This is a genomic window from Catellatospora bangladeshensis (assembly GCF_016862575.1).
Lineage (GTDB): Bacteria > Actinomycetota > Actinomycetes > Mycobacteriales > Micromonosporaceae > Catellatospora > Catellatospora bangladeshensis.
In genome coordinates, this window is the sequence record NZ_BONF01000074.1 from 1 (window position 1) to 14,471 (window position 14,471).

A 14,471-nucleotide genomic window follows, 5' to 3' on the forward strand; every position below is an offset into this window, starting at 1 on the left:
GTGACCGGCCAGGTTTTCCCTGACCCCGCCTCCGGGGCAACTCATCCAGCTTACCCATCCGGCCTCTCCGTGTCAAACCCGAATTTTCGGATCTGTGCGGTTCGTCCGTTTGGACACCCCGAACACGCTGAACCGCTGAGGTCCGTACGAGGTTCGAGGAGAACCAGTGACCCGGCCGACGGTCCCCTCCGAGAAGAATCTCGGCGAACTCATCCGCCCGGCTCGTCACCGGCTCGGTAACCATACCCGGTTGGTTTCGTCCGATCAAATCGGCCCCACCCGGTGCGCTCCGGCCTCTTCAGTCCTGACCTTCCGGTCTCGGCTGTTTTGTCCGTTCCGCGCTGGCAGAGAGAACATTACGCGGGACGCGGCGCCGCTCGCAAATCGAGGGGCCGCGTCCCGCGTCACATGATGGGCGGCGAACTATTTCCGCAGCTCAGCGCCTGCAATCGTCTTCTTGCCGCGGCGGAGCACCAGGTACTGCCCATGTAGCAGCAGGTCAGCGGACACCGGTTCGTCGGCTTCGGTCACCCGCTCGTTGTTGACGTACGCGCCGCCCTCGCTGACCGCGCGCCGTGCCTCGCCGAGGCTCGCCGCCAGGCCGGCCTCCTTGAACAGCACCGCGACGCTGGGCAGCTCGTCGACCTGCACCAGCCCGGCCTCCGACAGCGCCGAGCGCAGCGTGGACGGCGCCAGCTCGGTCAGCGCACCGCGCCCGAACAGCGCCTGCGACGCGGCGATGACCTGCTCGCACTCCTCCTTGCCGTGCAGCAGCGTGGTCAGCTCCTCGGCCAGCGCCCGCTGCGCGGCCCGCGCGAACGGCCGCTCCGCCGTCTCCCGCTCCAGCTCCAGCAGCTCCTCGCGGGACCGGAAGCTGAAGTACTTCAGGTAGCGCAGCACGTCCCGGTCGTCGGTGTTGATCCAGAACTGGTAGAACGCGTACGGGCTGGTCATCGTCGGGTCGAGCCAGATGGCGCCGCCCTCGGTCTTGCCGAACTTGGTGCCGTCGGCCTTCGTCACCAGCGGCGTCGTGAAGGCGTGCACCGGGCCCGCGCCGCGGCGGCGGATGTAGTCGACGCCCGCGGTGATGTTGCCCCACTGGTCGGAGCCGCCGAACTGCAGCCGGCAGCCGTAGCGCTGGTGCAGCTCGAAGTAGTCGTGCGACTGCAGCAGCTGGTAGCTGAACTCGGTGAAGCTGATGCCGGTCTCCAGCCGGTTGCGCACCACGTCGCGGGCCAGCATCTTGTTCACCGGGAAGTGCTTGCCGACGTCGCGCAGGAACTCGATGGCCGACAGCGCCGAGGTCCAGTCCAGGTTGTTGACCATGCGGGCCGCGTACTGACCCTCGAAGTCGAAGAACGGCTCGACCTGGCCGCGGATCTTCTCGACCCAGCCCTTGACCACGTCGGGCGAGTTCAGGCTGCGCTCGCCGCTGTCCTTCGGGTCCCCGATGAGGCCGGTGGCGCCGCCGACCAGCAGCAGCGGCCGGTGGCCGGCGAGCTGGAACCGGCGCGCCGTGAGCACCTGCGTCAGGTGGCCCAGGTGCAGGCTCGGCGCGGTGGGGTCGAACCCGACGTAGAACGTCAGCGGGCCCGCCGCCAGGTCTTCGCGCAGCTCGTCAAGGCCGGTGCAGTCCTGCAGCAGGCCGCGCCACTGCAGATCATCGAGGATGTCCGTCACGCCGTAGATTGTCGCGCATCGCGCTCGCGCCTCGGCAACCCGGTTTCCCCTGCTGGCCGGGCGGGGCCGAAGGTGGCACGGCGCGCGAAGCTTGCCGCGGCGGGGCGCCGGGCATAGCGCGGTCATGGACCTGTCCTTCCTCCGTGAGATGTACGAGATCCCCGGCCCCTGGGCGTCGGTGTACATCGACAGCACCGACCACACCGAGGCGACCGCCGCGGCGCTGAAGCTGCGCTGGCGGGCCGCCCGCGAGACGCTGCTCGATGAGGGCATCGACGAGCCGACCCTGCTCGCGCTGGAGGGCGCGCTGGCGCAGTACAAGCGGCCGCGGCACCGGCACGGGCTGGCCGTGTTCGCCGCGCAGGGTCGGGTGCACTACACCGAGACGCTGCCCGAGCCGCTGTGCACGGACAGCGCCGAGATGGCGCCGCTGCCGCACGTCACGCCGCTGCTGGCCACCCGGGACGGCCGGCCGCCGGAGCAGGCGCCCGCGCCGGACGCGAGCGGGGTCGCCGACACGCTCGCCGCTTTCGAGCAGCGGCAGGTGGAGGCGCTGCTGCTGGATCCGGTCGCGCTCGGCAAGGCGCGGGTATGGCTGGGCGACTCGCCTGCGGACCTGTCGGCGAGCGAGGAGCGGGTGCGGCGGATGGGGGCGGACCGCGCCCATCCGGTACGCGCCGAGGACGCGCTGGTCCGCGAGGCGGTGCTGCAGGACGCCGAGCTGATCATCGTCAACGCGGGCGAGCTGGAGCTGAGCGAGGGCGTCGGGGCCGTGCTCGCCTCGTGAGCCGGGCGCGGCTCAGCTCGCGGCGGGGCGGCGGCGCGGGGTGTGGCGGCGGTAGGCGCTGACCGAGGGCTCACCGTCGAGCCAGAAGCGCCAGGGCAGGTCGTGCGCCGCCGCGACGCCGACGCGCGGGCCGGACCGGACGGTGTCCTCGTCGACCGCGCTCGTCGGCGGCGTGAGCAGCGCGGGCCCGGAGCCGTCGAGCAGCGAGGTGCGGTTGGCGGTGCCGTCGATGCCGAGGGCGACCGCCAGCCGCGCCGGGCCCCGGGCCAGCTCGCGGTCGGCGACGGGGCCGCGGCGGGCCCGGGCCGCGTCCAGCCCGCCGAGCACGCGTCCCGCACGCAGCAGCACCGCCGCGGCCTCGCCCTCGCGGCCGGCGGTCACGTTGAGGCACCAGTGCATGCCGAAGACGAAGTACACGTAGAGGAAGCCGGCCGGGCCGAACATCACCGAGTTGCGCTCGGTGCGGCCGCGGTGGCTGTGGGCGGCGGGGTCCTCGCCGAGGCCCGAGTACGCCTCGACCTCGGTGATCATGATCCGGACTCCCCCGGCGGCGAGTTCCCAGCCCAGCAGGCCGCGGGCGGTGTCGGCGATCTTCGAGGCGGGGGCGTCGAGCAGGGAGTAGTCCACGCATGAACGATGCCCCGCGACCGCCGGATCGCAAAACGGGTGCTGTCGCACCTGGCGGGCATCATCCACCCATGTCGAACGTGTACGCGCGGGCCAGGGAGTTCGTGCTCACCCAGGGCAGGCCGCTGGACCGGGCCCGGTTGCTGTTCCACTTCGAGTCCGGACCGGCCGGGGCGGTGCTCGCCGAGCTGGCGGCGTACCAGAACGAGGACGGCGGGTTCGGGCGCGCCCTGGAGCCGGACCTGCGGACCCCGGTCTCGTCGGCGGTGGCGACCTGGACCGCGTGCCACGTGCTGCACGAGATCGGTGCCGACAGCGACGAGCCGGTGGTACGCCGGACCGTTCAGTACCTGCTCGGCTCCTACGATCCCGGCGAGCGGCGCTGGTGGATCGTGCCGCCGGAGACGGACGCCTCGCCCCGGGCCGGCTGGTGGGCGTACCAGGACATCGCCGGAAACTTCGGCGACTGCCTGCTGAACCCGACCGCGGGACTGGCGGGGGCGTTGTGGGAGCACCCGGAGCTGGTGCCGCCCGCGCTGCTCGGCGACCTCACCGAGGCGGTGCTCGCGCGGCTCGACGGGTTCGCCGACGAGCGGCTGGACCGGGGCGACCTGACCGCCGCGGAGCTGTTCACGCAGGCCCGGCACCTGCCGGCGGCGGCACGGGAGCGGGCGCTGGCGGCGCTGCGCCGGGCGGCGGCCCGGCTGGTCGAGCACCGGCCGCAGGAGTGGACGGCGTACACGCTGCAGCCGCTGGACGTAGCGCGGACCCCGGACTCGCCGCTGTCCCCCGCCGTCGACCCGGCCTCGGTCGCGGCGAACCTGGACTACCTGCTGGCTCTCCAGCAGCCCGACGGCTCCTGGCCGCTGACCTGGACCTGGACCGACATCGACCCGCAGGCGTGGGCGCTAGCCGAGCGCGACGCCAAGGGCCTGGTCGCGGTGGAACGCCTGCTCACCCTCCGCGCCTACGGCCGCCTCTAGCGGCCGAAGATCGCCGTCTCGTGTCGGAACCTGCGGTCTGGGCTGAGGTTCCGACACGAGACGGCGATCTTCGCCAGCACAGCGCGGTCAGTTCGGGACGACGGACTCCGTGGACCAGGCGTGCCAGGTCTTGAGCTGGTCGGAGACCGCGGCGAGCTGGTCGGCGACCGGGCCGGGGCCGGTGGAGCCGGGGGTGGTGCGGGCGGCCAGCGCCGACTGCACGGTGAGCACGTCGCGGACGGACGGGTCGAGGTGCTCGCTGACCGCGGCGAGGTCGGTGTCGCTGACCTCGTGCAGCTCGCAGCCGCGCACCGAGCACAGCGCCACCAGCTTGCCGGTGATCTCGTGCGCGTCGCGGAACGGCACGCCCTTGCGGACCAGCCAGTCCGCCACCTCGGTGGCCAGCGAGAAGCCTACGGGCGCGGAGGCGGCGAGCCGGTCCACGCGCACCGTCATGGTGGCGATCATCCCGGCGAGCGCGGGCAGCACCAGGCTGAGCGTGTCGACCGCGTCGAACGCGGGCTCCTTGTCCTCCTGCATGTCCCGGTCGTAGGTCAGCGGCAGGCCCTTGAGCATGGTGAGCACGTTGACCAGGCCGCCGATGAGCCGTCCGGCCTTGCCGCGGGCGAGTTCGGCGACGTCGGCGTTCTTCTTCTGCGGCATGATCGACGAGCCGGTGGCGAAGGCGTCGTCCAGCTCGACCCAGCCGAACTCGTACGACGTCCACAGCACCACCTCCTCGCCGAGGCGGGACAGGTGCACCCCGAGCAGCGCGGTGACGAACAGGAACTCGGCGACGAAGTCGCGGTCGCTGACCGCGTCCATCGAGTTCGCGAACGAGGTGCGGAAGCCCAGCTCCTTGGAGACGGCGACCGGGTCGAGCGGCAGGCCGGAGCCGGCCAGCGCGCCCGCGCCGAGCGGGCTGACCGCGGTGCGGTGGTCCCAGTCGCGCAGCCGTTCGAGGTCGCGCAGCAGCGGGTGTACGTGCGCGAGCAGCCAGTGGCCGAAGGTGACCGGCTGGGCGTGCTGCACGTGGGTCATGCCCGGGGCGGGCGTGTCGAGGTGGCGGGCGGCCTGCTCGGCGAGCGCGTCGGCCAGCTCGGTGATCCTGGCGCCCAGGTCGCGGGCGTGGTCGCGCAGGTAGAGGCGCAGGTCGGTGGCGACCTGGTCGTTGCGGGAGCGGCCGGCGCGCAGCTTGCCGCCGAGCGTGCCGAGGCGTTCCAGCAGGCCGCGCTCCAACGCGGTGTGCACGTCCTCGTCCTCGACGGTGGGCCGGAAGGTGCCGGTCGCGACCGCGGCGTCGAGGTCGTCGAGGGCGGCCAGCATCTTCCCCAGCTCCTCGGGGTCGAGCAGGCCGGCCGCGGCCAGCACCCGGGCGTGCGCGCGCGAGGCGGCGAGGTCGTACGGGGCGAGCCGCCAGTCGAAGTGCACGCTGACGGACAGCCGCGCCAGCGCCTCGGCCGGTCCGTCGGCGAACCGCCCTCCCCAGAGCCGGGTCATCGCTGGTTCCTCCTGTGTCGTTCGGGTTCGTCGATCATGAAGTTGTGTCACCGACACGCCGTCGAACCGTGCCACAAGTTCATGATCAACGGGGTGGGGCGCGCGGGGTGGGGTGGCGGTCAGAGGTCGTCGTCGTCGAGGGGTGGGTGCGGGGTGTCGGTGGAGTCGAGGCCGGCCCAGGTGGCGAACTTGGCGGCGAGGGCCTCGCCGCCGGCGGGGTCGCGGGCGACCATGAAGATGGTGTCGTCGCCGGCGATGGTGCCGACCACGTCGGGCAGGCCGCTGCGGTCGATGGCGCTGGCCAGGTAGTGGGCGGCGCCGGGCGGGGTGCGCAGCACGGCCAGGTTGCCGCTGTGGTCGGTGCCGTTGAGGACCTCGCGGAGCAGGCGCATCAGGCGCGCGGGGGCGACCGAGGCGGGGCGCAGCGCGGGGTGGCCGTCCTCCGGGATCAGGTAGACGGCGGGGGTGCCGTCGCGGCCGCGTACCTTGACCGCGCCCAGCTCCTCCAGGTCACGGGACAGGGTCGCCTGGGTCACCTGCACGCCCTCCGCCGCGAGCAGCTCGCCGAGCTGCGTCTGCGACGTGACGCCGCCCCCGCGGATCAGCTCCTCGATCCGCGCGTGCCGCGCGTTGCGGGTCATCGGTGCGGTCATGCCGCCACCTCGCTCATGCTCGCTCCATGAGGAACGTCAGCAGCGCCTTCTGCGCATGCAGCCTGTTCTCAGCCTGATCGAAAACCGCGCTCGCCGGGCCGTCCATGACCTCATCGGTGATTTCCTCGCCCCGGTGGGCGGGCAGGCAGTGCAGCACGATCGCGTCCGGGTGGGCGTGGCCGAGCAGTGCGGCATTGATCTGGTACGGCAGGAACGGGGTGATCCGGTCCAGCCCGTCCCCCTCGTGGCCCATCGAGGTCCAGGTGTCCGTCGCGATCACGTCCGCCCCGGACACAGCCTCCTTGGCCTCGGTGTACTCGGTGACCGAACCGCCGGTGCGGGCCGCGACCTCGGCCGCCTGCGCCACGATCGCCGGGTCGGCGGTGAAGCCGAACGGGCCGGCCACGCGCACGTGCATCCCGGCGACCGCGCCGCCGAGCAGGTACGAGTGCGCCATGTTGTTGGCGGCGTCGCCGACGTAGGTCAGCGTGCGGCCCTGGGTGTGGCCGAGGCGCTGCCGCACGGTCTGCAGGTCGGCCAGCACCTGGCAGGGGTGGAAGCTGTTGGTCAGCGCGTTGACCACGGGCACGGTCGCCGCGGCGGCCAGCTCCTCGATGCGGGTGTCCTCGAAGGTGCGGATCACGATGCAGTCGACGTAGCGGGACAGCACGCGGGCCGCGTCGGACATGGTCTCGCCCCGGCCGAAGTGGGTGTTGGTGGCGTCGATGAGCACCGCGTGCGCGCCCAGCTCGGAGATGCCCACCTCGAACGAGACCCGGGTGCGCAGCGACGGCTTCTCGAACAGCACCGCGATCGACTTGCCGTCGAGCGCGTCGCGGAAGCCGCGCCGGTTCTCCGCGTACCGCTGGGCGAGAGTGAGGACCTCGTCCTGCTCGGCCGAGGTCAGGTCGTCGTCGCGCAGGAAGTGCCGGGTCATGAGGAGGCTCCGGAGTCCGTGAGGGGCTGGGCGAGCTTGAGCGCCGGGCCCAGAGCGGCCAGGAAGGCGTCGGCCTGGGCGGCGGTGAGGATCAGGGGCGGGGCGAGCCGGATCGCGTCCGGCTGGGCGGCGTTGACGATGAACCCGGCGTCCAGCAGCGCCTTCTGCACGGCCGGGGCGACCGGCGCGGTCAGCACCACGCCGAGCAGCAGGCCCGCGCCGCGTACGCCGGACACCAGCGGGTGGTTGAGCGCCTCGATGCCGCGGCGCAGCTGCTCGCCGACCCGCTTGACGTGGTCGAGCAGCCCGTCGGCGGCGATGGTGCGCAGCACGGCGAGCGCCGCGGCGCAGGCCACCGGATTGCCGCCGAACGTGGTGCCGTGCTGGCCCGGGGTGAACAGCGCGGCCGCGCCGCCCGGGTGGTGCTGGGCGAACGCGCCGTCGGCGAACGCGATCATCGCGCCGATGGGCAGGCCGCCACCGAGGCCCTTGGCCAGGGTGATCACGTCGGGGGCGACGCCCTCGGCCTGGTGGGCGAACCAGTGGCCGGTGCGGCCGACGCCGGTCTGCACCTCGTCGAGCACCAGCAGGGCGCCGTGCTTCGCGGTGATCTCCCGGGCGGCGGCGAGGAAGCCGGGCGGGGCCGGGACGACGCCCGCCTCGCCCATGATCGGCTCCAGGATGACCATGGCGGTCTCGTTCGTGACGGCCGCGCGCAGGGCTTCGGCGTCGCCGTACGGGATGTGGGTGACCTCGCCCGGCAGCGGCCGGAACGGGTCGGCCTTGGCGGGCTGGCCGGTCAGCGCCAGCGCGCCCATGGTCCGCCCGTGGAACGCTTGCTGACAGGCGACGACGTGGGTCCGGCCGGTGCGCCGGGACAGCTTGAACGCGGCCTCGTTGGCCTCCGCGCCGGAGTTGGCGAAGAACACCCGGCCGGGGCGGCCGGTCAGCGCGAGCAGCAGCTCGGCCAGGGCGACCGGCGGCTCGGCGATGAACAGGTTCGAGACGTGCCCGAGCTGGGAGATCTGCCTGGTGACCGCGGCGACCACGGCGGGGTGCCCGTGGCCGAGCGCGTTGACCGCGATGCCGGACAGCAGGTCGACGTACTCCCGGCCCGCCTCGTCGACGACCACCGCACCCGAACCGCTGACCAGGGCCAGCGGCGGGGTGCCGTAGTTGTCCATCATCGACTGCTGCCACCGCTGGGTGAGGGTCATGACAGTGCCCCGTCTGTGTCATCGGGGACGACCATGGTGCCGCACCCCTCGTCGGTGAAGAGCTCCAGCAGGGTGGAGTGCGGGACCCGGCCGTCGACCACGACCGCGGACGGCACGCCGCCCCGGACCGCGCGCAGGCAGGCCTCCATCTTGGGCACCATGCCCGCGGACAGGCTCGGCAGCAGGGCGTCCAGCTCTTTGGCCGTCATCTGCGTGATGAGGCTGTCGGTGTCGGGCCAGTTCGCGTACACGCCGGGCACGTCGGTGAGCACGATCAGCCTGCGCGCGCCCAGCGCGATCGCCAGCGCCGCCGCGGCGGTGTCGGCGTTCAGGTTGTGCGGCACGCCGTGCACGTCGGGGGCGACCGTCGACACCACCGGGATGCGGCCGGCCGCGAGCAGCCCGTCGATCAGCGCCGTGTCGACGCTGAGCACGTCGCCGACCTGGCCGATGTCGACCGGCTCGCCGTCGATCACGGCGGGGCGGCGCACCGCGGTGAACAGGCCCGCGTCGTCGCCGGCCAGCCCGACCGCGTGCGGGCCGTGCCGGTTGATCTGGGTGACCAGGTCCTTGCCGACCGACAGCAGCACCATGCGCACCACGGTCATCGCCTCGGCGGTGGTGACCCGCAGGCCGCCCTTGAACTCCGAGGCGATGCCCATCCGGTCCAGCATGGCCGAGATCTGCGGGCCGCCGCCGTGCACCACGACCGGGCGCAGGCCGACCGCGCGCAGGTACGCCATGTCCGCCGCGAACGACTCGCGCAGCTCGGGCGTGGTCATCGCGTGGCCGCCGTACTTGACCACGATCGTCTCGCCGCGCAGCTGCGTCAGCCAGGGCAGCGCCTCGACCAGCGCGGCGGCCTTCTCCCCCGGGGTCACGAGCTGTACGCCGAGTTCTCGTGCACGTACGCGTGGGACAGGTCGTTGGTCCACACGGTCGCGGTGTGGTCGCCCGCGTTCAGGTCCACGGTGATGTGCACCTTGACGCCGGACAGGTCGACCTTCGAGCGGTCCTCGGCGGCGGCGCCGTTGCGGCACACCCACACGTCGTTGATCGCCACGTTCAGCTCGTCCGGCTCGTACACCGCGTCGGTGACGCCGACGGCGGCCAGGATGCGGCCCCAGTTGGGGTCGTTGCCGAACAGGGCCGTCTTGACCAGGTTGTTGCGGGCGATCTCGCGACCGACGATCACCGCGTCCTCCTCCGAGTCCGCGTTGACCACCTCGATGGCGATCTGCTTGGTGTGCCCCTCGGCGTCTGCCAGCAGCTGCTGGGCCAAGTCGTGGCAGGCCTGGGTGACCGCGGCGGTCAGCTCCTCCTGGGTCGGCTCGATGCCGGACGCGCCGGAGGCCAGCAGCAGCACCGTGTCGTTGGTGGACATGCAGCCGTCGGAGTCGACCCGGTCGAAGCTGACCCGGCAGGCCTCCCGCAGCGCCTCGTCGAGCGCGTCCGCGCCGGCCACCGCGTCGGTGGTGAGCACGCACAGCATGGTGGCCAGCGCCGGGGCGAGCATGCCCGCGCCCTTGGCCATGCCGCCGACGGTCCAGCCGTCGCCGGTGATCTCGACGATCTTGGGCCGGGTGTCGGTGGTCATGATGGCCTCGGCGGCGGCGAACCCGCCTGCCTTGGCCAGCGCCTTGCTCGCGCCCTCGACGCCGCTCAGCAGTTTGGGCATGGGCAGCCGCTCGCCGATCAGCCCGGTCGAGCAGACCGCGACCTGGCCCGCGCCCATGCCGCCCAGCCGGGACGCGACGAACTCCGCGGTGGCGTGGGTGTCCTGGAAGCCGCCCGGCCCGGTGCAGGCGTTGGCGCCGCCGGAGTTGAGCACGACCGCCTTCACCGCGCGGCCCTTGAGGATCTGCTGGGTCCACAGCACCGGGGCGGCCTTGACCCGGTTGGCGGTGAACACGCCCGCGGCGGTGGCGTCGGGGCCGTCGTTGACGACCAGCGCCAGGTCCAGCGCGCCGGTGCTCTTCAGCCCGGCGGCCACACCGGCGGCCCGGAAACCCTTGGGAGAGGTGACCGTCATGGTGCGACTCCGTAAACGGACAGGCCGGAGGTCTCCGGCAGGTCGAACATGATGTTGGCGCACTGGACCGCCTGCGCGGCGGCGCCCTTGCCCAGGTTGTCGATGGCGGAGACGACGATGATCCGGCCGCTGTCCACGTCCACGGTGGCTTGCAGGTGCGCGCTCGCCGAGCCGAGCACCGCCGCGGTGTGCGGCCAGGCGCCCTCGGGCAGCAGGTGCACCAGCGGCTCGTCGCCGTACGCGTCGGCGAGCACGGCCCGCACCACGCCCGCGGTGATGTCGCAGTTGGTGGGGCGGGCGGTGACGGTGGCCAGGATGCCGCGCGGCATCGGCGCGAGCACCGGTGTGAAGGACAGCCCGGTCGCGCCGGTGGCCTGCTTGATCTCCGGCACGTGCTGGTGCGCGCCCACCTTGTACGGGCTCAGGTCGCCCATCACCTCGCTGCCCAGCAGGTGCAGCTTGGCGGACTTGCCCGCGCCGGAGGTGCCGGACGCGGCGACCACCACCACGTCGGCGGGCTCGGCCAGGCCGCTGTGCAGCAGCGGGGCGAGCGCGAGCGTGGTGGCCACGGCGTAGCAGCCGGTCGCGGCGACCCGGCCGGACTTGGCGATCAGCTCGCGCTGGCCGGGCAGCTCGGGCAGGCCGTAGGTCCACGCTCCGGCGTGCTCGCCGCCGTAGTAGCGGGTCCACGCGGCGCCGTCGCGCAGCCGGTGGTCGGCGCCGAGGTCGACGACCTTGGCCGAGGCGGGCAGGGTGGCGGCCAGCGCGGCGGACTCGCCGTGCGGCAGCGCGAGGAAGACGAGGTCGGCGTCGGCGAAGGCGTCCGGCGAGGTCTCGCCGAGCGTCAGGTCGAGGCCGGTAAGGTGCGGATGCACCGCGGCGACCGGTTTGCCCGCCTGGCTGTGTGCGGTGGCCACGACGAGGTCGAACTCGGGGTGCCCCGCGATGAGGCGCAGCAGCTCCCCGCCTGCATAACCGCTGGCTCCCGCGACGCCGATCCGGATTCCCATGCCTACCTCCGCATAAACATTCTCCATGAGAATACGATGGACTGTATGTTCATGCAAATGAGGCGCGCGTCACTCATCCGGAAAGCCGGCCACCAGCTCGTAGAAGCGGGTACAGGCGGCGGCCTCGCCGGGTAGGACCTCGCGGACGTCGTACACCCCGCGCTCGTAGTAACCGAGTTCCCACCGTTCACCGGCCGGGCGCAGGAACCAGAAGTCGGTCGGGATCGGCACGTGCTCGTGCACACCGGGCACCTCGAACGACTCCGGCGGCTGCCCGGCCTCCAGCAGCGCCGTAACGAGCACGTGCCGATCCGGGATCACTTGCGCACCACCGGCTTCTCCTCGACCAGGTAGCCGTGGGCCAGCAGCCACGTCACGCTCAGCGCGCCGCCGGCCTCGGGCAGATACTGCGGCATCAGCTTGTACTGCGTACCCAGACCGGGCTGGCCGAACCACGGCGCGGCCGGGCCGGCGTCCACGCTGAACGGCTTGAGCACGCAGTACACGTGGTAGTTGGCCTGGGGCGCGCCCTCGGGCGTGTTCAGGCTCTGCGGCGGCAGCGCGCGCTGCCCGAACGAGGCGCCCAGCGGGGCCAGGAAGGTGCCGCCCGGGAAGCCGAAGCGGTCCAGCCGCGCCCGCGGCTGCAGCTCCAGCGGGTGCCGGTCGACCATGTCGCCGTGCGTCACGAACCCGTCGTTGGGCGGGTAGATGAAGCGCTGCTGGGCGTCGAGGTACTCGGCGACGAACGCGTCCCGGTCGAGCGAGCCGAAGCGGTGGTAGCCGTGCAGCAGGCGGCCGACGGCGCCGCGCCTGGGCAGCGGCTTCGGGCCGAGCTGGGGCAGCGCAGGGTCGTAGTAGGTCTGGGTGGCCGGTGCGACGGCCGGGGTGCCGGGCTCGCACTCGGCGTAGCTGCCGGCGGGTGGCGGCGGGTGGTGCGGACCAGCCGTCGCGGCGGCCGGGGCGAGCGGGACGAGCAGGCTGGCGGCCAGCGCCGCGAGCAGGAGACGGACTTTCACAGAACCCCCGTAGTGAGCGATTGCATGATCACTAACGGTGCGGACCGGCGATCGGACACTCCCCAAGACTTGTTTGGTGGTCTAAACTCCCCAACATGTCTTTGGGAGATGAGGACGGCGCCGTGTCTCTGGAGGGTGAGGACGCGGCCGCGGTCCGCCGCACCGCGGTCGGCGACCTGCGCGCCCTGGCGCACCCCGTCCGGCTGCGCATCCTGTCGCTGCTCACCGGGGCCGAGCTGAGCGCCGCCGAGATCGCCCGCGAGCTGGAGATCACCCACGCCAACGCGAGCTACCACCTGCGCCTGCTGCGCGACAGCGGCCACATCCAGCCCGCCGGGAAGGAGAAGGTCCGCGGCGGCGTCGCCCAGCGTTACCGGTACGACGTCAGCAAGGAGTTCGACCCGCGCGGCCCCGGCGAGCCCGGCGAATACCCGACGTCCTACGGCGCCCAGCTCATGTACGCCGCGCTCGCCGCCGAACTGCAGCGCCGCGGCCGCGCCGTCGTCACCGGACCCGCCTCGGCCAACCTGACCACCGACGCCGAGCTCTGGGTCGACCCCGACCGATGGCGCGCGCTACGCGACCGGGTGTTCGAGGCCAGCCGCGAGCTGCACGAAGCCGCCCAGCCCCCGCACACCCCCGGCACGGTGCGCGTCAGCGCGACCATCGCCCTGTTCCGGATGGAGGACCGGTGAGCTTCCGCGACGCCCTCACGCCACTGCGCCACGCCGCGTTCCGATACCTGCTCACCGGCCGCATCGTCGGCATGCTCGGCAACGCCGTCGCGCCCATCGCGCTGGCCTTCGCCGTGCTCGACCTGACCGACTCCGCCGTCGACCTCGGCCTCGTCGTCGGTGCCCGGTCCCTGGCCAACGTGCTGTTCGTGCTGTTCGGCGGGGTGCTCGCCGACCGGCTCCCCCGGCACCTGGTCATGGTCGGCTCCGGCGTCCTCGCCGCGCTCACCCAGGCCGCCGTCGCCGTGCTCGTGCTCACCGGCACGGCGACCATCCCCCTGCTGATCGCGCTCGGGATGGTCAACGGCGTCGTCTCGGCGCTGTCCCTGCCCGCCGCGGCGGCCCTGCTCCCGCAGACCGTGCCCGCCGCACTCCTCCAGCCAGCCAACGCACTCACCCGGCTCGGCTCCAACGCCGCCATGATCGCGGGCGCGGCGCTGGGCGGGGCGCTGGTCGCCACCGTCGGACCCGGGTGGGGCCTGGCCGCCGACGCCGCGACCTTCGCGCTCGGCGCGCTCGCCTTCGCCCGGGTACGCGTCGCCGACGTGCGCGACCGCGCGGTGCCCCGGGCCGGCACGCTGCACGAGCTGCGCGTCGGGTGGGCCGAGTTCGCGTCCCGGAGCTGGGTGTGGTCGGTAGTGCTCGCGTTCGTGTTCATCAACGCGGCGCATCAGGGTGGGATGACCGTCCTCGGGCCCGCGGTCGCCAACGACACGGTGGGGCGGTCGGGGTGGGGCACGGTGCTCGCCGTGCAGACGGCGGGCATGGTCGCGGGGGCGCTGCTGGCGCTGCGGCTGCGGGTGCGGCGGCCGCTGCTGGTGGGGGCGGTGTGCATGTTCGCGTTCGCGCTGCCGGTCGTGGCGCTGGCCGAGCATCCGACGCTGCCGGTGCTGCTGGTGAGCGGGTTCCTGTGCGGGGTGGCGGTGGAGCAGTTCGCGATCGCGTGGGACTCGTCGCTGCAGCGGCATGTGCCTGCGGATCGGCTGGCGCGGGTTTACTCGTACGACATGCTGGGGTCGTTTCTGGCGATCCCGGTGGGGCAGGTGGCGGCCGGGCCGCTGGCGGAGTGGATCGGCGCGCAGAACGCGCTGCGGTGTGCGGCGGGGGTGATGGTGCTGGCGGTGCTCGGGATGCTGGCCAACCGCGGGGTGCGAACCCTTCGCGCCGACGCGGCCGTGGGGTCCGCCGCCGCCGTCCCGTCCCGCGAGCCCGCCGCCACGCCGGTGTGACCGGTCGCCCTTTTGGGCCACGATCGCCGTCTCGTGTCGGAAGGTGGCCTCTGGTCGGGGTTTTTG

Annotated in this window: 15 protein-coding genes; 4 read left to right on the forward strand and 11 right to left on the reverse strand. The window is 73.0% G+C overall.

The features are described from left to right. Window positions 1-423 precede the first annotated feature (423 nt). On the reverse strand, window positions 424-1,680 hold the full coding sequence (gene tyrS / locus Cba03nite_RS38890) for a tyrosine--tRNA ligase (RefSeq protein WP_239126345.1): 1,257 nt from the start codon (window positions 1,678-1,680) through the stop codon (window positions 424-426). 124 nt (window positions 1,681-1,804) lie between these two features. Between tyrS and Cba03nite_RS38895 the strand changes: the two genes are divergently transcribed. Continuing rightward, window positions 1,805-2,467: a hypothetical protein gene (locus Cba03nite_RS38895; RefSeq protein WP_203757498.1), complete on the forward strand. Its 663-nt coding sequence runs from the start codon at window positions 1,805-1,807 to the stop codon at window positions 2,465-2,467. A gap of 12 nt (window positions 2,468-2,479) precedes the next feature. On the opposite strand, the gene Cba03nite_RS38900 is transcribed toward Cba03nite_RS38895, so the two are convergent. Then, the gene (locus Cba03nite_RS38900; RefSeq protein WP_203757501.1) at window positions 2,480-3,094 is read right to left on the reverse strand and encodes a DNA-3-methyladenine glycosylase; all 615 of its coding nucleotides are present in this window, start codon (window positions 3,092-3,094) and stop codon (window positions 2,480-2,482) included. Between the two features lie 71 nt (window positions 3,095-3,165). On the opposite strand from Cba03nite_RS38900, the gene Cba03nite_RS38905 reads away from it, so the two are divergent. Further along, on the forward strand, window positions 3,166-4,077 hold the full coding sequence (locus Cba03nite_RS38905; protein WP_203757503.1) for a prenyltransferase/squalene oxidase repeat-containing protein: 912 nt from the start codon (window positions 3,166-3,168) through the stop codon (window positions 4,075-4,077). 87 nt (window positions 4,078-4,164) lie between these two features. Here Cba03nite_RS38905 and argH read toward each other — a convergent pair whose 3' ends face one another. The 9 genes from argH to Cba03nite_RS38950 form a co-directional block, all read right to left on the reverse strand. Next, on the reverse strand, window positions 4,165-5,577 hold the full coding sequence (gene argH / locus Cba03nite_RS38910; protein ID WP_203757504.1) for an argininosuccinate lyase: 1,413 nt from the start codon (window positions 5,575-5,577) through the stop codon (window positions 4,165-4,167). Window positions 5,578-5,696: 119 nt separating this feature from the next. After that, window positions 5,697-6,230, reverse strand: a complete 534-nt coding sequence (locus Cba03nite_RS38915; protein WP_203757507.1) for an arginine repressor — start codon at window positions 6,228-6,230, stop codon at window positions 5,697-5,699. A gap of 13 nt (window positions 6,231-6,243) precedes the next feature. Next, window positions 6,244-7,167: an ornithine carbamoyltransferase gene (argF, locus tag Cba03nite_RS38920; RefSeq protein WP_203757509.1), complete on the reverse strand. Its 924-nt coding sequence runs from the start codon at window positions 7,165-7,167 to the stop codon at window positions 6,244-6,246. After that, complete coding sequence (locus Cba03nite_RS38925) at window positions 7,164-8,384, reverse strand: acetylornithine transaminase (RefSeq protein WP_203757511.1); 1,221 nt, start codon at window positions 8,382-8,384, stop codon at window positions 7,164-7,166. The genes argF and Cba03nite_RS38925 overlap by 4 nt, the downstream gene beginning before the upstream one ends. Then, entirely contained in the window at window positions 8,381-9,265 is an 885-nt protein-coding gene (argB, locus tag Cba03nite_RS38930; protein ID WP_239126346.1) for an acetylglutamate kinase, read from the reverse strand. The genes Cba03nite_RS38925 and argB overlap by 4 nt, the downstream gene beginning before the upstream one ends. Next, on the reverse strand, window positions 9,262-10,416 hold the full coding sequence (argJ, locus tag Cba03nite_RS38935; protein WP_203757513.1) for a bifunctional glutamate N-acetyltransferase/amino-acid acetyltransferase ArgJ: 1,155 nt from the start codon (window positions 10,414-10,416) through the stop codon (window positions 9,262-9,264). Before argJ ends, argB begins: the two co-directional genes overlap by 4 nt. Then, window positions 10,413-11,426, reverse strand: coding sequence for an N-acetyl-gamma-glutamyl-phosphate reductase (argC, locus tag Cba03nite_RS38940; protein WP_203757515.1), 1,014 nt, complete (start codon window positions 11,424-11,426; stop codon window positions 10,413-10,415). The genes argJ and argC overlap by 4 nt, the downstream gene beginning before the upstream one ends. Before the next feature lie 69 nt (window positions 11,427-11,495). Continuing rightward, window positions 11,496-11,747: a hypothetical protein gene (locus tag Cba03nite_RS38945; protein WP_203757517.1), complete on the reverse strand. Its 252-nt coding sequence runs from the start codon at window positions 11,745-11,747 to the stop codon at window positions 11,496-11,498. Further along, window positions 11,744-12,442: a TNT domain-containing protein gene (locus Cba03nite_RS38950; RefSeq protein ID WP_203757519.1), complete on the reverse strand. Its 699-nt coding sequence runs from the start codon at window positions 12,440-12,442 to the stop codon at window positions 11,744-11,746. Before Cba03nite_RS38950 ends, Cba03nite_RS38945 begins: the two co-directional genes overlap by 4 nt. A 95-nt stretch (window positions 12,443-12,537) precedes the next feature. Between Cba03nite_RS38950 and Cba03nite_RS38955 the strand changes: the two genes are divergently transcribed. Both Cba03nite_RS38955 and Cba03nite_RS38960 read left to right on the forward strand, forming a co-directional pair. Beyond that, the gene (locus tag Cba03nite_RS38955; RefSeq protein ID WP_203757521.1) at window positions 12,538-13,137 is read left to right on the forward strand and encodes an ArsR/SmtB family transcription factor; all 600 of its coding nucleotides are present in this window, start codon (window positions 12,538-12,540) and stop codon (window positions 13,135-13,137) included. Next, the gene (locus Cba03nite_RS38960; RefSeq protein WP_203757523.1) at window positions 13,134-14,405 is read left to right on the forward strand and encodes an MFS transporter; all 1,272 of its coding nucleotides are present in this window, start codon (window positions 13,134-13,136) and stop codon (window positions 14,403-14,405) included. Before Cba03nite_RS38955 ends, Cba03nite_RS38960 begins: the two co-directional genes overlap by 4 nt. The last annotated feature ends 66 nt before the right edge of the window (window positions 14,406-14,471 follow it).